Consider the following 17,686-nt stretch of genomic DNA (forward strand, 5'->3'; position numbering starts at 1 on the left):
GGCCCCTGCGCCACGCTTCAGCCCGCGGCTGGGTCCGCGCCCCAGGGGCGCGACCAGTCGTAGCGAACCGTGCCGGTGCCGGCCCGCCAGGCGGTCGGCGTGGTGTTCACCAGCCAGTCGAGCGGCTCGATCCCACCATCCGCGGCGTTGCCACCACTGAGCGCCAACCGTATACCGTCGCCAAGATCACGGTCTGTCCGCGGCGTCCTGGCTGCCGGGTCGACAGAGACGAACAGAGCGCTCCCCGACCTGGCGACGAGGTCGAGGAACTGGCGATTGAGTTCCCAGGGGGTCTGCGGCGTACAGGGCACGCAGTCAGCATCGACGGTGAAGAACCTTCGGTGCTGGGGCAGGCGGAAGGCGAGTGAGTTGACGCCCATCTTGCGGGTCCGCTCCCAGTCGCGGCCGGAGGTGTCGTCGCCGGTGCGCTGCACGTCGACGAGCCCGGCGGCCAGGTGGCCGACGGTGTTGCAGCCGATCAGGACGAGGTCGTCGGCGGCGGTGCGGATTTCGGCGTACAGGTCGAGGATGATCTCGGCGGTGGTACGGGTGGTGTCGTGGAACTGCCAGCCGTCGTCGGTGAGGTGGGCGCCCATCGCCGGGCCGAAGCGGCCGAACAGGTCGTAGCTGCTGAAATCGTGTTTGACGAGCTCGAAGCCCCAGTCCTTGAAGCGGCGGAGGTCTGCTCGGAGGAGGTCGAGGACTTCCGGGTACGTCGGGTCGAGGGCCCGGCCGAAGCCGTCGGACTGGCCTTGGCGACGCCACGGACCGTCTTCACGGGAGAGGAGTGGGCGGAACCAGAGGCCTGGCCGGGCGCCTAGGTCTTTGATCGCTTGGGCTGTCCGGGGCAGGTCGTCGAACAGGCCGGAGATACCGCTCTCCCAGGGACCGCCCGAGCCGTTGCCGCCGGGGTTCCAGCCGTCGTCGACGACGCTGAAGGGTTTGACGGGGTGGCCGTCGGCCAGTTCGACGACGGTTGCGGCGTCTTGCAGTACCGCCTTCTCGTCGAAGCCTTCGCCGTAGGCGTAGTACCAGTTGTTGGCGCCGACGACGGGGCCGATGTCTCGTGGGGTGATGGCCGTACTCATTGCTTCGACGGCTGAGTGGAGGGTGCGCCACGGCGTACCGGCGTCTTCGAAGCGGCGGACCGTTGCTGCCTTCAGCTGGCGGCCGCCGAGGTGGGTCGGGCCGCCGCCGTTGCGGAGGTCGAGCCAGAGGGTGAAGCCGGTCTGGTCGACGGTCCAGGAACAGAAGGCGCCGGGGTGCACGTCGACGCCGCCGCCTTCGGTCTTGCCGGTCTTCTGATCATGAGCGAGCCAGTACCAGGGTAGGAACCGCTCAGGCTGGAGGTGGCGCCACTGCAGATCCCCGTACGACCGCTCCCACGCATCCCCGAGGATGAGCGCCTCAGCCGACACCGGCTCATCCCACCGCAGCGCTACTCGCGAAATGCCGCCTGCGGCGGTCACCAGCACCGCGCCGCCTGCGGCTGCGGGCGCGGCGGGGAGGAGGGCTGAGGCTGCGGCAGTGGAGGGCGGAGCCGAACCAGCTGGCGTCCAGGCGACCTCTACTCCAGCGACCGCCCAGCGGCCAGCCGCTGGGGACGCGGCGAGGAGGTCGTCCGTGGGGGTGGGCTGGATGAAGACCTGGGTCGGCTCTTTCACGGGAATGAGCTTACCCAGATTTACCCCATCGAGTTGATTTAGTACGTCTTGTAATAGATCAGCTCGCCGGACTCCCCGGCGCCGGCGCCTTCGCTGGGGATGAACAAGGTCATCACCAGGGCGGGCTGGCCGTTCGGGGCGCGGAGGGCGGTGACGGTCGGGTTGGCGAAGGCGGTGCTGCCGGCGTCGGTGCGGATCGTCGTACGGTCGGCGTTGCCGGTCTGGTAGTCGTAGACGAACGTGCGCCAGGAGCCGAAGTCGCCCTTGGTGTACTGGCCCTCGATCAGGCCGAAGCTGTAGCCGCGGAAGCTGACCTGGTCGCGGTCGCCGATGTTGCCGCCGACGTTCCAGTACAGCAGCGCGTTGTCGAAGTTCGGCTGGGCGGACGTCGTCCAGGAGTTGAAGTTGGTCAGTCGGCCGCGTTGCTGGCGGTCGCGGTCGCAGTTCCACCAGTAGTGGCCGCCGAGGTCGATCGTCGAGTGGTCGATGTCCGGAGAGAGCGTGATCCCGTAGATGTTCGGGGTGCCCTCGGCGCAGGTCGAGAGGCGGCGGGGCGCGTCGAAGGAGCGGGTCACCCGGCCGGCCAGCAGGTCGGCGCGGTTGGCGAAGTACCGGAAGGCCAGGTGGTTGTTGCCGCCGCCGGGTTGCTCCTGCTCCCACGCCATCACGAAGCCGCCGTTGGATGCCTGGGCGATGGTCGGTTGGGAAGCGGGGCCGGTGTTGCTGCCGGCGAGTTCGCGGACCCAGTGCCAGGTGAGGAGGTCGGTCGAGGTGGCGAGGTTGACCCGGAACTGGTCGTCGCTCGCCATGTGGTGCGAGACGGCCAGGTAGCCGCCGGTGGTGTCCTGGATGATCTTGACGGTGTCCATCACGTGGCCGGCATCGTCCTTCGCGGCGTACCGCTTGCCGGTTGCTCCGACGACGTTCTCGACGATTCCGCGCAGCTCGGCCCGCGCTGGATCAGAAGCCGCGGTCGCGCCGGTGGCGCCCGTCGGGCCGGCGGTGGCGAGGGATGTCGGGGTTGCGATGGCGGTGAGGGCGAGTGCGGCGAGGAGCAGGCGGCGGGCGAGGTGCATGTCAGGTCCCCAGGGTTTCGATCGCTTCGACCAGGCGGTCAACGTCGGATTGATGCGTGTACGGCGCCAGGCCGACGCGGACCGCGCCGGTGTCGCCGAGGCCGAGATGGCGGGATGCCTCCAGCGCGTAGAAGGATCCGGCCGGCGCATTGACGCCCGACTCGGCCAGCTTGGCGGCGACGGCACGCGACTCCCAGCCGTCGACGGAGAACAACAACGTCGGCGTACGCCGCTGCGCGTGCCCGTAGAACGTGATCCCGTCGATCGCGGCCAGCCGGTTCTCGAGGTCGTCGCGCAGGGCGTCCTCGTGTTCCTCCACCAGCGCGAGCGAACTCAGTAAGCGCTCTCTGCGGTCTCCGGTCGCCACTCCCCCGAGACCCGCGATGAAGTCGACGGCGGCGGTCGTGCCGGCCAGCAACTCGTACGGCAGGGTGCCGAACTCGAACCGCTCCGGCACGTTGTCAGTCGCCGGAAGCAACTTGTCTGGGTGGAGATCCTCGAGCAGGCCCGGCGCGGCCGACAGCACTCCGCAGTGCGGGCCGAAGAACTTGTACGGCGAACAGGCGTAGAAGTCGGCGAAGGACGCGTCGATCGGCGAGTGCGCGGTCAGGTGGACGCCGTCGACGTACACCAGCGCGCCGGCGTCGTGGACGAGCGTCGCGATCGCCTCGATGTCCGGGCGGGTGCCGATCAGGTTGGAGGCCGCCGTCACCGCGGCCAGCCGGGTCTGCGACGAGAGCAGCGGCGCGATGTCGTCCAGCTCCGAGGTCACCGGATCGAACTCGAGCCACCTGACCGTCGCGCCGGCCGCCTCGGCCGCCTGCACCCACGGCCGGATGTTCGCGTCGTGGTCGAGGCGGGTGACGATCACCTCGTCCCCCGGCCCCCAGTTCTTGGCGAGCGTACGGGCGAAGTCGTAGGTCAGCTGCGTCATGCTCCGGCCGAAGACGATGCCGCCCGGATCGGTCCCCAGCAGATCAGCCATCGCCTGCCGCGCGCCCACCACGATCGCGTCAGCCCGGCGCTCGGCAGCAGTCACCTGCCCACGGTTGGCCAGCGCCGACACCATCGTCGCCGCCACCGCGTCAGCCACCACCTGCGGCGTCTGCGACCCACCGGGCCCGTCGAAGTGCGCGGCCCCCTCACCCAACGCCGGAAACTGCTTGCGGACAGCATCCACATCGAAAGCCATGCCGCCATCCTGCCCCGAACCACCGACCGAAACCCGACGAGCGAGTGTCGTCAGCCGGACTCGCCTCTGGTGGTCATAGGGCTACCGATTGTGCAGGTTTGCGCGTGGTTGCCCAATTGCGGGCAGGAAGGGGAAATTGTCGGTGGGATGATGCAGGATGTCAGGAGTGAGCACCCTTTCGACTCCTGACAAGCCGCCCGTCCGGTCCTGGTTGCCGACCATGTTGTTGCTCGGCGCCATCTGGGGCTGCAGCTTCCTGTTCATCTCGGTCGGGGTGCGCGAGCTGCATCCGGCGTACCTCGCGCTCGGGCGGGTGATCGCCGGGTCGCTGGTGCTGCTCACGATCCTGGCGGTCAAGCGTGAGGCGCTGCCCCGGTCGCCGCGGGTCTGGGCGCACAACTTCGTCGCCGCGGCGATCGGCTCGGCCATTCCCTGGACCTTGTTCGGGTACGGCGAACAGCGCGTGCCGTCGTTGCTCGCGGGGATCTGGAACGGGATCACCCCGCTGGTCGTGCTGCCGATCGCCGTCTGGGTGTTCCGGACCGAGAGGTTCACGCTGCAACGGGTTCTCGGCCTGCTGATCGGTTTCGCCGGCATGATGGTGGTGCTCGGCGCATGGCAGCTGCACGGCGGCTCGGAGCTGACCGGCCAGCTGTTCTGCATGGCGGCCGCGGTGTCGTACGGCGTCGCCATCCCGTACCAGAAGCGGTTCATTGCCGGCAGCAACCTGTCCGGGACCGCGCTGTCGGCGACTTTGCTGATCTGCTCGACGGTCCAGCTCGCGATCGCGGCCCCGATCCTGACCGGTCACGCCCCGCCGGCGCCGTCGTCGCTCTCGCTCCAGGCGATCGGCAGCGTGATCGCCCTCGGCGCGCTCGGCAGCGGAGTGGCGTTCGTGCTGAACCTGCGGCAGATCCGGCTGATCGGCGCGAGTATGACGTCGATGGTCACGTACATCATGCCGATCTTCGCGATCGTGGCCGGCGTGCTCGTGCTGGACGAGCACCTCACCTGGTACCAGCCCGTCGGCGCGGTGATCGTGCTGGCCGGGGTCGCGGTGTCCCAAGGGGTCGTCAGTACGGTCCGATCGCGCAAGCGGCCGAAAATCGCTGCTGAGCCGGAGCCCGCTCCGGTACCGTGAAAGCGCTGGGCCGCGCCGGTCGGGGGGAGACCTTCCGGCGCGAGCGCCCGGCGTACCGGGGAGGAAAGCATGAGCACGACCGCAGTACCTGACACGCACGAGATGGTGATCATCCACCGCGTCTTCCGGCGCGAGTTCGGGCTACTGCCCGACCTGATCGGCCACGTGACCGTGGGCGACACCGAGCGCGCGGCGCTGGTCGGCGAGCACCTGACCGACCTCGTGGCGTCGCTGCATCACCACCACGAGGGCGAGGACGACCTGCTCTGGCCGCCGCTGCTGGAGAAGGCGTCGCTCGAGGCGGACCTGATCCATCGGATGGAGGGCCAGCACTCCGCGCTGTCCATCGCGCTCGACCAGATCGACAAGCTCGCCCCGGCCTGGGCGGCCACGGCGAACCAGGCCGATCGGGACGCGCTCGCGACCGCGGTCAGGCAAGCAGCGGTGATCCTCGAAGAGCACATGCGCGAGGAGGAGCAGGAGATCCTGCCGCTCGTCCGCCAGTACCTGACCGCCGAGCAGTGGAACAGGCTGGGCGAGCGCGGCGCGAAGTCGATCGACGACAAGCGCAAGCGGCTGCTGTTCCTCGGCATGATCCTCGAGGAGTGCTCGCCGGAGGAGGAGCGGGACTTCCTGAAGCGGATCCCGGCACCGGTCCGGGTGCTCTGGAAGGTCGTCGGGCGCCGCACCTACGACGGCTACGTCCGGCTGGTCAGGCGCTCTTCCTGAGGTTGGGCAGGGCCGCGACGATCACCGCGACGAGGGCGAGCAGGGTTCCGGCGACGACGGGGAGGGTGACCTCCTGGTCGGAGGCCGGCACGAACAGGTCGATGAAGAGGCTGCCGATCAGCTGACCGGCGATGGTGCCGAGGCCGAGCACGAACACGCCGACGATCCGGACGACGGCGGCTGCCGCGCTGATGAAGATGACGCCGCACATGCCCCCGAGGTACAGCCAGGGGTTGGACGGCAGGCTGTTCGGCGTACCGCGGACCAGCAGGTCGACGAAGAAGACGACCAGCAACGCAGCGAAGCCGACCAGGAAGTTGATGACCCCGGCCGCGATCGCTCCGGAGGCGTCGCCGGACGCAGTCTGGGCCACTCGGCCATTGATGGCTTGCTGCACGGCAGTGAAAACCCCACCCAGTGCGGGGAGCAGTGCGAGCAATAGACCGGACGGGTGGTGCAACCGATCGGATACAGCCAGTACTACGGCCGCCGTCGCCAACACTGCACCCACTATCCGCAGTGGCGTATAGGCCTGGCGTCCGGCCGGGCCGAAGCCCAGCCGGTCCACTACCAAGCTACTGACGGCCTGCCCAGCCACTACGGCGACTATGAAGACTGCTACGCCGATCACCGACACCGTGATCGACTGGATGGCGACCAGGAACGCACCGGCGAGTCCACCGATGCACTGCCACCACCTGAGCAGTCCGCCGCCATCAGCAGGCGTCCTGATGGTTCGCCAGACCCTCCCCACCGACCGGCGTATCGGCGGGATCACCGCGCAGCCGGCCAGCAGGACGACGAGCCCGCTACCGAAGGAGATCAGCGCGGCCGGTACGCCGTCGCCGAGCACCTGGCCGAGCTCGCCGTTCAGCCGGGACTGGATCGCGAACAGCATCCCGATGCCGAAAGCCGCCGTGAGCCCGATGAACTGGTGCTGCTGGACACTCCGGGCAGGGCGGATCTCGGTTGCGGTCACTACCCCATCATGACCGTTCGGCGTCACACACCTGACATCAGGTCCGTCTGATGAGCGCCAGGTACATCGCGTCGGTGCCGTGAATGTGGGGCCAGAGCTGCAGGTCCGGCCCCTCCCCCAGCGACGGTACGTCCGGCAGGAGCCCGCGGGCGTCCTCCAGCACGGCGTCGCCGCGCTTCGCCAGTACTGCGTCCACAACCTCCCGCGTCTCCATCAGGTGCGGGGTGCAGGTCACATACGCGACCACGCCACCCTTGCGGACAGAGGCGATCGCCGAGTCGAGCAGTTGCTCCTGCAGCGGACGCAGCTCGGCCACGTCCTCCGGAGTACGACGCCAGCGCGCCTCCGGGCGTCGCCGCAGAGCACCGAGCCCACTGCAGGGCACGTCGGCCAGCACCCGGTCGTACGAGCCTTCTGGCCAGGTCGGCTTGGTGCCGTCGCCTACCAGCACCTGGTGGTTTCCAGGCACAGCACGGAGGTTGGAGCGAACCAGTTCCGCACGGTGCGGCAGCGGCTCTACCGCTGTGATCGCTGCGCCCCGCTGGCGACCGATCGCCGCGAGCAAAGCGGCCTTACCGCCCGGTCCGGCGCACAGGTCGAGCCACTTGGCATCCCTGCCCTCCAGTGGCGCCATTGCGAGCGCAGTGGCGACCAACTGCGACCCTTCGTCCTGCACTCCAGCGCGCCCGGCAGAGACGGCCGAGATCTTGCCGGGGTCGCCTCCACCTTGCAGTACGGCGGCATAGGGCGAGTACTGCGCTCTGGTCGCTCCGGACTCGATCAGGTCGTCCACCTCGGCCAGGCCGGGCCGTGCCACCAGCGTCACCCGTGGTGGCTCGTTGTCGGCGTCCAGCAGCTCGTCCAGCTCATAGCCGTCCGTGTGGAGCGCGTCGGCGAAGGCCTCGACGATCCAGCGGGGATGCGCCTTCGCGATCGACAGGAACCCGAAGAGGTCGTCGTCGGAATGTGGGGCGACATCGACGATCCACTGGTCGAACGTGCGCTGGCTGACCTTGCGCAGTACCGCGTTGACCAAGCCACTGCGACTCTGGCCGGACACGGCGCGGGTCAGGGTGACCATCTCGTTGACCGCTGCGTAGGAGTCGACGCGCATCCGCAGCAGCTGGTGCGTGCCAAGGCGGAGCAGATCGAGCAGCTCGGGGTCGAGCTCGGCGAGTGGCCTGGAGACGTTGCCGGCGAGGATCGCGTCGTACGTGCCCTGCCAGCGCAGCGTGCCGTGCACGAGTTCCGTGCAGAAGGCAGCGTCGCGGCCGCTCAGCTTCTGGTCGCGCAGGGCCTTGTTGAGGGCGAGGTTCGCATAGCCGTCCTGCGAGGTGACCTGCCGGATCACCTCGTAGGCAACCTGCCGGACCCGGTCGGGACGGCGCTGCGGTGCGCGGTTGCGAGGACTGCGGTCGCTCACTCTGCCTTCGATTCCGGACCGAGGAGGTCTTCGGCGGTGATCCGTACGCCGCGGGCCCAGTCGGCGGCGGCCATCGGCTTCTTGCCTTGCGGCTGGACGGTGGCGAGCTTCAGCACCTTGCTGCCGGTACCGACCTCGACACTCGACTTGGTCGCGCGCAGCTCGCCGGGCTTGAGGTCGTCTTCCGCGGTCAGGTCGACGTCGAGCACCTTCAGCCGCTCGCCGCGGAACGTCGTCCACGCACCCGGCGCCGGGTTGCACCCACGCACGAGCCGGTCGACGCGTTGCGCCGGCGCGGTGAAGTCCAGCTCGGCGTCCTCGACGTTGATCTTCGGCGCCAGCGTGACGCCGTCGGCCGGCTGCTCGACGGCCACCAGGGCGCCGGCCTCGATGCCGTCGAGGGTGTCGACGAGCAGCTTGGCGCCGGACTCCGCAAGCCTGGCGAGCAGGTCGCCGGACGTGTCCTTCGGCCCGATCGGCTCAGTCAGTACGCCGTACACGGGCCCCGCGTCGAGCGCCTTGACGATCCGGAAGGTACTGGCGCCGGTGACGTCGTCGCCGGAGATGATCGAGTGCTGCACCGGCGCGGCGCCACGCCAGGCCGGGAGTACGGAGAAGTGCAGGTTGATCCAGCCGTGCGGCGGGATGTCGAGCGCGGCCTGCGGGAGCAACCCGCCGTACGCGACGACCGGGCAGCAGTCCGGCGCGATCTCGGTCAGCCTGGCGAGGAACTCCGGGTCGCTCGGCTTGACCGGCTTGAGCACCTCGATGCCGAGCTCCTCGGCGTACTGGGCGACCGGCGAGGCGATCAGCTTGCGGCCTCGACCCGCCGTGGCGTCCGGCCGGGTGACCACGGCCACCAGCTCGTGGCTGCTGGCAACGATCGCGCGGAGCGCGGTGACGGACACCTCGGGGGTACCGGCGAAAACTACTCTCACAGGCCGAATCCGTTCATGGGGTGCGGGGAGACCTTGACCTGCGGCGGGCCGGACAGCCCGGACCACTCGGCCTCGCGGATCGCCTTCATCGCGGCCTTCCGGGTGAGCGTGTCGAGCCGGTCGACGAACAGTACGCCGTCCAGGTGGTCCGTCTCGTGCTGGATGCAGCGGGCGAGCAGGTCGGACCCCTCGATCACCACCGGCTCGCCGTACATGTTGAAGCCTCGGGCGACGACGCCCATCGCGCGGCGGCAGTCGAAGGTCAGGCCGGGCAGTGACAGGCAGCCCTCCGGCCCGAACTGCTCCTCGGCCGACAGGCTCAGCTCCGGGTTGACCAGGTGGCCGAGCTCGCCCTCGACGAAGTACGTGAAAACGCGCAGGCCGACGCCGATCTGCGGCGCGGCCAGGCCCGAGCCGGGAGCGTCCTGCATGGTGTCGGTCAGGTCCGCGACCAGCCGGCGCAGCTCTGCGTCGAAGTCGACGACAGGGTCGGCCTTGGTGATCAGGACGGGATCGCCGAACAGGCGGATTGGTTGGACCGACACGCAAACTCCACAGCACTCACCGAAGGGGGACCGGACAAGTCTAGTGGTCGCCCCGCTTGCCCCCTGCAAGCCGCCCTCGGTCGCTGACAGCGACCACCCCCCTCCACATTGTTGCCACAAGCACGTACTGTGGTCTCAGGCGTACCTACAGTCACAACCGTCACACGCCTCTCGGGAGACCACAATGCCCACAGCCACACGGGGGGCAGCCGGACTGATCCTGCTCGGCGCCCTGATAGCTCCAGCCCCACTGGCCGCCGCCTACACGCCGGCCGAGCCGGACTCAGGGATGGCAGCGCCCACGACCGGCCCCAGCGCGGCGCCGACCACGGTCCCTACGACGAACCCGACCGTGGAGCCGACCAGTACGCCGACGATTGATCCTGAACCCGACCCGACCGCTCCGACCGCTCCGGACGACAGGTGGCCGGCGGGCGACCCGGTCGGCGAGCCACCGACGGCCAACTCGTGGACCGAGGTCGTGCAGGAGGTGATCCGCACGGCGCCGGAGTCGTCGATGCTGCGGGCAACCGCTCTCGCGGACCGGAGCAAGCAGGTGATGCGGTGCTTCAAGCTCGAGACCGAGAACTACTGCCTCGGACTGGGCTTCGTCGACCAACTGCCGAGTGGTGCGCAGCTCAGCGCGATGACCTCCGCGCCCGAGCCCGCGATCGGCAGCCGGAGCGCGGACGGTGACGCCGAGCAGGACATCGCGACCGGGGCGTTGTCGCCGGCCGATTTCGTGACCGAGCGGTCCTCGCTCTCGGACAACGCCCGGCTGGACGAGGAGCTCGACGAGATGAAGGCGGCGTGGGAAGGGCGCGAGAAGGCCCGCTCGCTGCGTGAACTCGACGTACCGGCCGGTACTACGGATGACACCACGGCCCCCACGACCGCGGCGACCGTGACGCCTACCCCGACTCCGACACCGCCGGTGTCGACGACGCCCGGCTCGCCCGGTGAGCCGAAGCCGAAGCCGCCGGTGTCCGCACCGGTGAAGCTGCCGTCCTCGTCGTACATCATGAAGGGCTACGCGACCTCGCAGGACAAGGGCTACTGGTGTGGCCCGGCGACGTTCCAGTCGATCGACTGGGCCGACGACAACCAGAAGGACACCCAGTCGTCCTGGGCCAAGGACCTCGGCGCGTCCAGCTCCGGCACCGGGATCTCGTCGATGGTCAAGCAGACCAACCTGAAGACGAACTGGGACCTCGCGGCGGGCACGTACATCGTCCAGAACGTCGGCCACTGGAATACCCAGAAGTTCTTCGACGTGCACCGCAACCACCTCGGCGACGCCAAGCCGGCGCCGGTGATCGAGCACGTACAGCTGCTGAAGCGGTACTTCCCCTACCTGGCGTTCAACCACAGCGGCCACTACCAGGTCGGCCGCGGCTACGACGCCAACAAGGGCACGATCGCCATCTACGAGGTGTTCAACGAGCGCCGCTTCAACAGCCGCGGCAATACGACCAACGGGCCGAGGAACATCCCCGCCTCGGCGATGTTCAACGCGACGCTGGCCAACACCTTCCAGAACATCGGCCTGTAGGCGATGCGTCGAACACTCGCCCCTGTCGCGGTCTTCGCCGGGCTGGCGCTGCTCGTCAGCGCCTGCTCGTCGGACCAACCGCAGAGCGCTCCCCCGACCACAACCGGTACGCCGGGCAACACCCAGACCCCGTCGAGCCCGGACAGTACGCCGAGCTCGCCGAGCATCCCGCCCACGCCGGCCGGGCCACCTCGATTGACCAAGATTCTGCAGCAGCCTGTCGACGGTCAGCATGTTGTCACCCAGCAGCGGAAGTACCTGGTCACCCGCGGCAGCGACGACGCCGGCGTCACGACCGTGACGGACCGGGCGAGCAAGCGGATCGTCGTCAAGCACGTGCCGCCGACTGGTTTCGTCGCGCAGTCGCCGGTGGTGATCGATGACCGGTGGGCGCTGATCGAGGACATCCGCGACGACGGGCCGGACCCGCAGATCCGGGCGTACCGGTACGACCTGAGCACTGGGAAGTCCGTCGACCTGGCCTCGCACAAAGCGCTCCCCCGGATCTCCGAGCCGGAGATCGGGGCGGCCGGTGGGACCTTCGCCTACAGCAGTACCGACGCGAAGCGCAGGTCCTGCCTGGTGATCGCCGAGCTGGCGTCACTGAAGGCGCGCACGGTCAGTTGCGTGGCCGATCCGGGATACGTCGCGGACCCGGTCGTGTCGGCCGACTCGGTGACCTTCAGCGAGATCACCGCGCCGCAGACGACCCGGCGGTGCAAGCGGCTGCTGACTGCGCCGCTGGCCGGTGGCACGGCCAAGCCTGTCGTGGCGGCCAAGAACTGCATCCAGTGGAGCGGCGCTTCATTGCGCGGGGCAACCGTCTGGTCGGAGATCGGCGCGTCGGATCCGGATCAGTACCAGAGCACCGCATACGTCCGGGAGACGGCCGGCGGATCGGCCCGGTCGCTCGGGCCGATCGTCACCGACACCATCGTTGCTTGTGGCAACTGGATTCACTGGGAGGTACGGACGGTCACGGAGGGCGTGGAGCGCTTCCAGCTGCAACGCTGGCAGCCGGGGCTGGCCCGCCCGCAGCGCGTCTACGCCACTCCCCCGGACGCTGCCGTCACCCCGCCCACCTGCCAGGACGGCAACCTCATCTTCGAGGTCGCCCACCTCGGTGCGGGCTCGAAGTACACCGAGGCTCTTCAGGTGACCACCGCCTAGACCGGCAGACCGCGCTCTCTGAGCTGTTGGCGGAGAGTGGCGGCGTCGGTGAAGACCTCGGCGTCGAGGCCGACCGCGCGGGCGGCGACGATGTTGTAGTCCTTGTCGTCGGTGTAGAAGCTGCGGGCCGGGTCGAGGTCGTAGCGCTCGAGCAGGATGCGGTAGATCTTCTCGTCGGGCTTGATCGTCTGCTCGGTGCCCGAGACGACCTCACCGGTGAAGCCGGCCAGGATCGGGAACGCCTGCTTGGCGATCTCCCACTTCTCCGCCGAGAAGTTCGTCAGCGCGTACGTCGGGATGCCCTGCGCGCGCAGTTCGGTGAGCAGGGCGGCGGTGTCCTCGATCAGGCCGTCGACCATCTTGAGCCAGCCGGTGTCGTACGCCTCGATCCACTCCGCGTGCTCCGGGTGCAGCGAACTCAGCTCGGCGACCGCCTCGGCCCAGCTGCGGCCGGCGTCCATCTGCAGGTTCCACTCGGGGGTGGCGACCTTGGTCAGGAAGTGCTCACGCTGCCCGGCGTCGGGGATCAGCTCGCGGTACAGGTGCTCAGGGTTCCAGTCCAGCAACACCCCACCGATATCGAACACCACATCATCAATGCTCCGCTCACTCATACCGCCACCCTACGAAACGCGTGGTCGCCGCGTGCGCTAGGCGCTGGGCACGAGCCCTTCCTCGGCCGCGTGGTTCGCGGCTGCTCGCGCGTGCAGAGCCGGCGCCAACGCGAGCTGACCGACGAACAGGATCCCGCCAAGCACTGCGCAACCGGCCCAGACGGTCACCCGGCCTGCATGTTCGAGGGTGTTCGTGCCGAGCAACGGACCGATGACACTGCCCAGGCCGAACGACATGCTCCCGGCGAGCCCCATGTAGCCGCCGCGCAGGTCGACCGGCGCGAGATCGGCGAAGACCGCGCCGATCACGGCCGCGAACCCGATCTCCCCGATCGTCCACACGACCACCGACAGCCCGTACCCCCACCAGCTGTGCACGATCGCGCCCAGCCCGAAGCCCGCCCCGACGATCAGCATCGAGCCGGCCAGCAGCTTCGGCCGGTCGAGCGCCGCCAGCCGACGGTTGACGAACGGCTGCACCAGCACGATCACCACACCGTTCAACGCGATCACCAGGCCGTACGTCGACGACGGCAGTCCGTCCCCGGCCATCGCCAGCGGCAACGTCGAGTACCCCTGGAAGTAGATCGTCGCGTAGCCGATCTGGAGCAGGATCATCAGCAGGAAGGTGGTGTCCCGCAACGCGACCGGCAGCAACGGCCGGCGTGGGCCGTCGTCGAGGACCGGCCGGGTCTCCGGCACCATCCGCCAGATCACCAGCGCCGCGACTACCGACGTACCGGCGTTGATCCAGAACAGCCAGTTGTAGCCGATGCTCGCGAGCACGCCGGCGCTGACCGTCGAGACCGAGAAGCCGAGGTTGATCGCCCAGAACAGCAGTCCGTACGCCCGGACGCGCTCTCTTGGCTGCAACAGGTCGGCGACGGTCGCCTGAACCGCCGGCCGGAACAGGTCTCCCATCAGGCCGACCACGAAGGCGGCCGCCCAGATCGTCATCATCGAGCGCGCCGAGCCGAGCAGGATGAGCGCGGCCGCAGTACCGAAGAAGCCGATCAGCATCGTGCGGCGGCGGCCGAATCGGTCGGAGAGCCAGCCGCCGACGAGCTGCGAGACGACGGATCCGGCACCGACCGCAGCCGCCACCGCACCCGCCGTGCCGGCGGAGAGGTGACGGTCCTGGGTCAGGTACAGAACCAGGAAGGGCTGCACGAAACTGCCGAGCCGGTTGACCAGCTGGCAGACCCACAGAGCCCAGAAAGCGCGTGGCAGGCGCGGAGCGTCGTTCATGTTCTCTACTCTCGGTGGGCCCGGCGGCAGTGTCGAACATTAGGGCCAGGACTAATCCTTTCACCGCGGCGGTCACCGAGATTAGAGTGCGGGAGTGATCACTCTCAGGCTCAGCACCGACGACGTGAGCCGGATCAGGTTCGCGTTCTCGCCGGTCTGGGAGACGGTGACGAGCATCCGGGCGTTGAGCAACAGTACGGCGAACAGCGTGCACGGACCGTGGCTGCGCAAGGTCCGGCCGGTGCTGGCCGCGTACGACCTGTCGTTGCTCAAGGCCCTCATCCCGCCGGTCAGCTACATCCCCGACTTCATGACGCCGGCCCCGCCGCGCCGGTCGACCAGCTTCGAGTCAGGGCTCGCGGCGGTCGCCGCCACTCCCCTGCCCCTCGTCGTCGCCGAGTTGACGAAGTTGCACGAGGACACCCCGCACCCGATGCTGCCGGAGCTGATCGCCAAACCGGCCAAAGCGCTGGACCGGATCACGTCGGCGCTCGAGGAGTACTGGCATCTCGCGATCGAGCCGGACTGGCGGCGGATGCGGGCGCTGGTGCAGGACGACCTCGCGTTCCGGCTGGAGGAGCTGGCCAGTGGTGGCGTCGAGCGGGTGTTCCGCAATCTCCATCCCTCGGTGAACTTCCGCGGCGACCGGATCGAGATCGACCGCCCGTACTGCTGCGATGGCGAGCCACTCCCCGGCCAGGGCCTGCTGCTCGTACCGTGCGTCTTCGCCTGGCCGGCCGCCCTCCCGGTGACCGCTGCGCCGCACGTGCCGACCATCACCTACCCGCCCCGCGGCCTCGGCCGCCTGTGGGAGTACCAGGAAGACGCCAGCGAATCACCCCTCGGTGACCTGGTCGGCAAAACCAGAGCCGCCATCGTCGGCCATCTCGACCTACCGATGTCGACCACCCACCTGGCCCACCAGCTGGGCGTCTCGGCCCCCACCCTCAGCGTCCACCTGAGCATCCTCCGCGCCTCCGGAGTAGTCGACTCCCGCCGCGACGGCCGCGCAGTCCTCTACTACCGCACCTCCCTAGGCGACCATCTGCTGAGCGCCTCCCGCCCAGCCGCCCTGGCCTCCGCCTGACCCAGCTAGTACGGCTGGGTCGGGCGCCCGCTGACCCGGCTAGCCCCGGCCGTCCGCTGACCCGCCCGTCCGCTGACCCGCCCGTCCGCTGACCCGGCTGGCCCCGCTGGCCCGAGCCGGAGCGTGGCTGCTAGCCGAAGGCTGCTGGGTCGACCTGGACTCGGACGGAGCCGAGGAGTTTCTTGGTGCTTCGGGCTGCCTGGCCTTCCTTGAGTGCCCGCGCCAGGTGTGGGCCGGAGGCTCGTGGGGTTCGGACGACAGCGCGCGAGGTCTCGTCGTCGAGGGCCACCGGGCCGAGAACCTCCAAGCCCGCTTGGGGGTCCACCAACTGCTGCACCCGGGCGACGAGATCCGAGACAGCATCCGTCGGTCCGGTCAACTCGGCCAGCTTGGCGGCTGGGGCCAGGCGCGCGGTACGGCGCTCCTCCAGCTCACGCAGCGCGAACCCCTCGGGGCTCCAGCGGACGATCGCCTGCAAGGGCACGGCCGACGGCTCCCCCACCAGGATCACCATGCCGCCATCACTCGCCGACCGAACCAATGCGGCCGCGTTGAACCACCGCCGCACGGCCTCCTCAGGAGCACGCAGATCTGGTCGCGCCAGCAACAGCCACGTGTCGAGCAGCAACGCCGCGCTGTAGCCACCCGCGGCGACCGGCTCGGCGCCTGGGGTGGTGACGATCAGGGCGGGCTCGTCGGAGACGGAGTCGAGCATGTTGTCGCCACCCGACGTCCGGACGAGCACTCCGGGGAAGGCCCGGCCCAGCTCCTCCGCAGTACGCCGGGCGCCGACGATCGCGGCTCGCATGCGGGTGTCACCGCACTCGGGACAGCGGTGATCCGCCGCCGGACGACCGCACACGCTGCAGCTCGGCGGACCCGATCCACCGGTACGGCGTAGCGAACCGCCGCAAGTGGAACAGCGCGACGGCGCCCGGCACGTCTGGCAGACAAGGCTCGGCAGGTATCCCGCTCGCGGGACCTGGACGAGCACCGGCCCCGTCTTCAACCCCTCCCGCGCGATCTCGAAAGCCCGGTGTGGCAAGCGCGCTGCCCGGGCCGCCGGATCCCGCTTGAGGTCGTGGTCGGACTCGCCCGAGATGTGGATGGACGGCGCCGCGGCCCGGACCACCTTGCGGTCGGCGATCAGCTCGACCGCCCAGCCTGACTCGATCAGCGCCGCAGCCTCGGCAGATCGCGCGAACCCACCAAGGAGCACGGCACACTTCTGCCGGTACGCGCGCAGCAGCAACACCTCGCGTGCATGCGGGTAAGGCGCGCGCGGTTCGGCGTACGAATCATCGCCGTCGTCCCACAACGCAACGAGCCCCAGGTCGGCAACGGGCGCGAAGGCTGCAGCACGCGTGCCGATCACTACACGGGTCGCGCCGCGCAACGCGGCAAGAAACGCTCGGTACCGCGCGGTCGGACCGAGGTCGGCAGAGAGCGTGACAAACCCATCCGGGCCGAGCACCGCGGTACAGGCGGCTTCCAGTCGCTCGAGGTCGCGGGCGTCCGGCGCCAGCAGAAGCGCCCCACGACCTGACGAGGCACAGACAGCCGCCGCCTGCGCAAAGGCGGTCGCCCAATCAGCCCCGGCGACAGCGGTCCAGATCGCGCGCGGCCCTTCGGACCGGGTCAACGCGTCGAGGAAGCCCGAAGCCAGCGGATACGGCGCCCACTCCGAGCGCGAGTCGGACGTCACCGGGCGGACGGGTTGGGTGCACTTCAGCACCTCGGCCTCGACCTTCGCATGGCGAGGCGGCACCGCGAGGCGGGTCACGTCCGCCAGCACCCCGGCGTACCGGTCGGCAACTGCGCGACACAGATCGGCGACCTCGGGGGTGAGCACCTGCTCCGGCGAGACGACCTTCCGGATCCGGGCCAGCTTGCCCTCGTGCTCGGACGACTCGAGCCGCTCCAGCACGAACCCGTCCAGGTCCTTGCCCGCGAACCGGACCTTCACCCGCGCACCCGGCTGAGCAGCGTCGGCGAGGTCGTCGGGAACCAGGTAGTCGAACGGCCGGTCCAGATGCGGCAACGGCATGTCGACCGCGATCCGGGCGACCGGCAACGACGTGGTGATCCCGGCCGGCTCCTTGGTCCGCGAACGCCGAACGGTCTCGCGAAGCAGCGTCAGCTGCTCAGGTGAGTCCCCGTTCGATGCCACCGCCGAAGCCTAGTCCGCCTGGCCGACATCCCGCGTCACCCCTGTGCACAACCCGCCACAACTGCCGACCTTGAACACCGAACGGCGACCTTGAACAGGTAATAACGTGTTCAAGGTCGCCGTTGGGTGTTCAAGGTCGCCGCAACTGGCCTCAGCGA

Annotated in this window: 15 protein-coding genes; 5 read left to right on the top strand and 10 right to left on the bottom strand. The window is 69.2% G+C overall.

Going from position 1 to position 17,686, the window contains the following annotated elements; translation table 11 throughout:
* Positions 1-17: 17 nt before the first annotated feature.
* Genes ABD116_RS06240 through ABD116_RS06250 form a run of 3 tightly spaced genes read right to left on the bottom strand, consistent with a single transcriptional unit; the run spans position 18 to position 3,932 of the window.
* The gene (locus tag ABD116_RS06240) at positions 18-1,664 is read right to left on the bottom strand and encodes an alpha-amylase family protein (RefSeq protein ID WP_343965769.1); all 1,647 of its coding nucleotides are present in this window, start codon (positions 1,662-1,664) and stop codon (positions 18-20) included.
* A gap of 38 nt (positions 1,665-1,702) precedes the next feature.
* A complete protein-coding gene (locus tag ABD116_RS06245; RefSeq protein WP_343965770.1) occupies positions 1,703-2,740 on the bottom strand; it encodes a hypothetical protein in 1,038 nt (345 codons plus the stop codon).
* Position 2,741: 1 nt separating this feature from the next.
* A complete protein-coding gene (locus tag ABD116_RS06250; RefSeq protein WP_343965773.1) occupies positions 2,742-3,932 on the bottom strand; it encodes a cysteine desulfurase-like protein in 1,191 nt (396 codons plus the stop codon).
* 157 nt (positions 3,933-4,089) lie between these two features.
* Here ABD116_RS06250 and ABD116_RS06255 point away from each other — a divergent pair, with 157 nt between their 5' ends.
* Together ABD116_RS06255 and ABD116_RS06260 are read left to right on the top strand one after the other, a co-directional pair.
* A complete protein-coding gene (locus ABD116_RS06255) occupies positions 4,090-5,073 on the top strand; it encodes a DMT family transporter (RefSeq protein ID WP_425552053.1) in 984 nt (327 codons plus the stop codon).
* 69 nt (positions 5,074-5,142) lie between these two features.
* Positions 5,143-5,802: a hemerythrin domain-containing protein gene (locus ABD116_RS06260; protein WP_343965778.1), complete on the top strand. Its 660-nt coding sequence runs from the start codon at positions 5,143-5,145 to the stop codon at positions 5,800-5,802.
* On the opposite strand, the gene ABD116_RS06265 is transcribed toward ABD116_RS06260, so the two are convergent.
* From ABD116_RS06265 to def, 4 genes are read right to left on the bottom strand one after another with little or no spacing between them, the layout of a single operon-like run.
* Positions 5,786-6,781, bottom strand: a complete 996-nt coding sequence (locus ABD116_RS06265) for a DMT family transporter (RefSeq protein ID WP_343965780.1) — start codon at positions 6,779-6,781, stop codon at positions 5,786-5,788. The genes ABD116_RS06260 and ABD116_RS06265 overlap by 17 nt on opposite strands.
* A 37-nt stretch (positions 6,782-6,818) precedes the next feature.
* Positions 6,819-8,204 (bottom strand): RsmB/NOP family class I SAM-dependent RNA methyltransferase, encoded by a 1,386-nt coding sequence (locus ABD116_RS06270; protein ID WP_343965782.1) that lies wholly within the window; start codon positions 8,202-8,204, stop codon positions 6,819-6,821.
* A complete protein-coding gene (gene fmt / locus ABD116_RS06275; protein ID WP_343965784.1) occupies positions 8,201-9,142 on the bottom strand; it encodes a methionyl-tRNA formyltransferase in 942 nt (313 codons plus the stop codon). The genes ABD116_RS06270 and fmt overlap by 4 nt, the downstream gene beginning before the upstream one ends.
* Positions 9,139-9,687 (bottom strand): peptide deformylase, encoded by a 549-nt coding sequence (def, locus tag ABD116_RS06280; RefSeq protein WP_343965786.1) that lies wholly within the window; start codon positions 9,685-9,687, stop codon positions 9,139-9,141. Before def ends, fmt begins: the two co-directional genes overlap by 4 nt.
* 184 nt (positions 9,688-9,871) lie before the next feature.
* Between def and ABD116_RS06285 the strand changes: the two genes are divergently transcribed.
* Both ABD116_RS06285 and ABD116_RS06290 read left to right on the top strand, forming a co-directional pair.
* Positions 9,872-11,239 (top strand): C39 family peptidase, encoded by a 1,368-nt coding sequence (locus ABD116_RS06285; RefSeq protein WP_343965789.1) that lies wholly within the window; start codon positions 9,872-9,874, stop codon positions 11,237-11,239.
* A 3-nt stretch (positions 11,240-11,242) separates the two neighbouring features.
* Positions 11,243-12,409, top strand: coding sequence for a hypothetical protein (locus ABD116_RS06290; RefSeq protein WP_343965791.1), 1,167 nt, complete (start codon positions 11,243-11,245; stop codon positions 12,407-12,409).
* Here the strand turns inward: ABD116_RS06290 and ABD116_RS06295 are convergent.
* Together ABD116_RS06295 and ABD116_RS06300 are read right to left on the bottom strand one after the other, a co-directional pair.
* Entirely contained in the window at positions 12,406-13,023 is a 618-nt protein-coding gene (locus tag ABD116_RS06295; protein ID WP_343965793.1) for an HAD family hydrolase, read from the bottom strand. The genes ABD116_RS06290 and ABD116_RS06295 overlap by 4 nt on opposite strands.
* 36 nt (positions 13,024-13,059) lie before the next feature.
* Positions 13,060-14,271: an MDR family MFS transporter gene (locus ABD116_RS06300; protein ID WP_343965796.1), complete on the bottom strand. Its 1,212-nt coding sequence runs from the start codon at positions 14,269-14,271 to the stop codon at positions 13,060-13,062.
* A 94-nt stretch (positions 14,272-14,365) separates the two neighbouring features.
* Here ABD116_RS06300 and ABD116_RS06305 point away from each other — a divergent pair, with 94 nt between their 5' ends.
* Positions 14,366-15,358 carry an ArsR/SmtB family transcription factor gene (locus ABD116_RS06305; RefSeq protein ID WP_343965799.1) on the top strand — a complete coding sequence of 331 codons (993 nt, stop codon included), beginning with the start codon at positions 14,366-14,368 and terminating at the stop codon, positions 15,356-15,358.
* A gap of 130 nt (positions 15,359-15,488) precedes the next feature.
* Here ABD116_RS06305 and ABD116_RS06310 read toward each other — a convergent pair whose 3' ends face one another.
* Entirely contained in the window at positions 15,489-17,528 is a 2,040-nt protein-coding gene (locus ABD116_RS06310; RefSeq protein ID WP_343965801.1) for a primosomal protein N', read from the bottom strand.
* Positions 17,529-17,686: the final 158 nt, after the last annotated feature.

This window comes from Kribbella koreensis (assembly GCF_039525325.1).
In the GTDB taxonomy this organism is placed as follows: Bacteria; Actinomycetota; Actinomycetes; order Propionibacteriales; family Kribbellaceae; genus Kribbella; species Kribbella koreensis.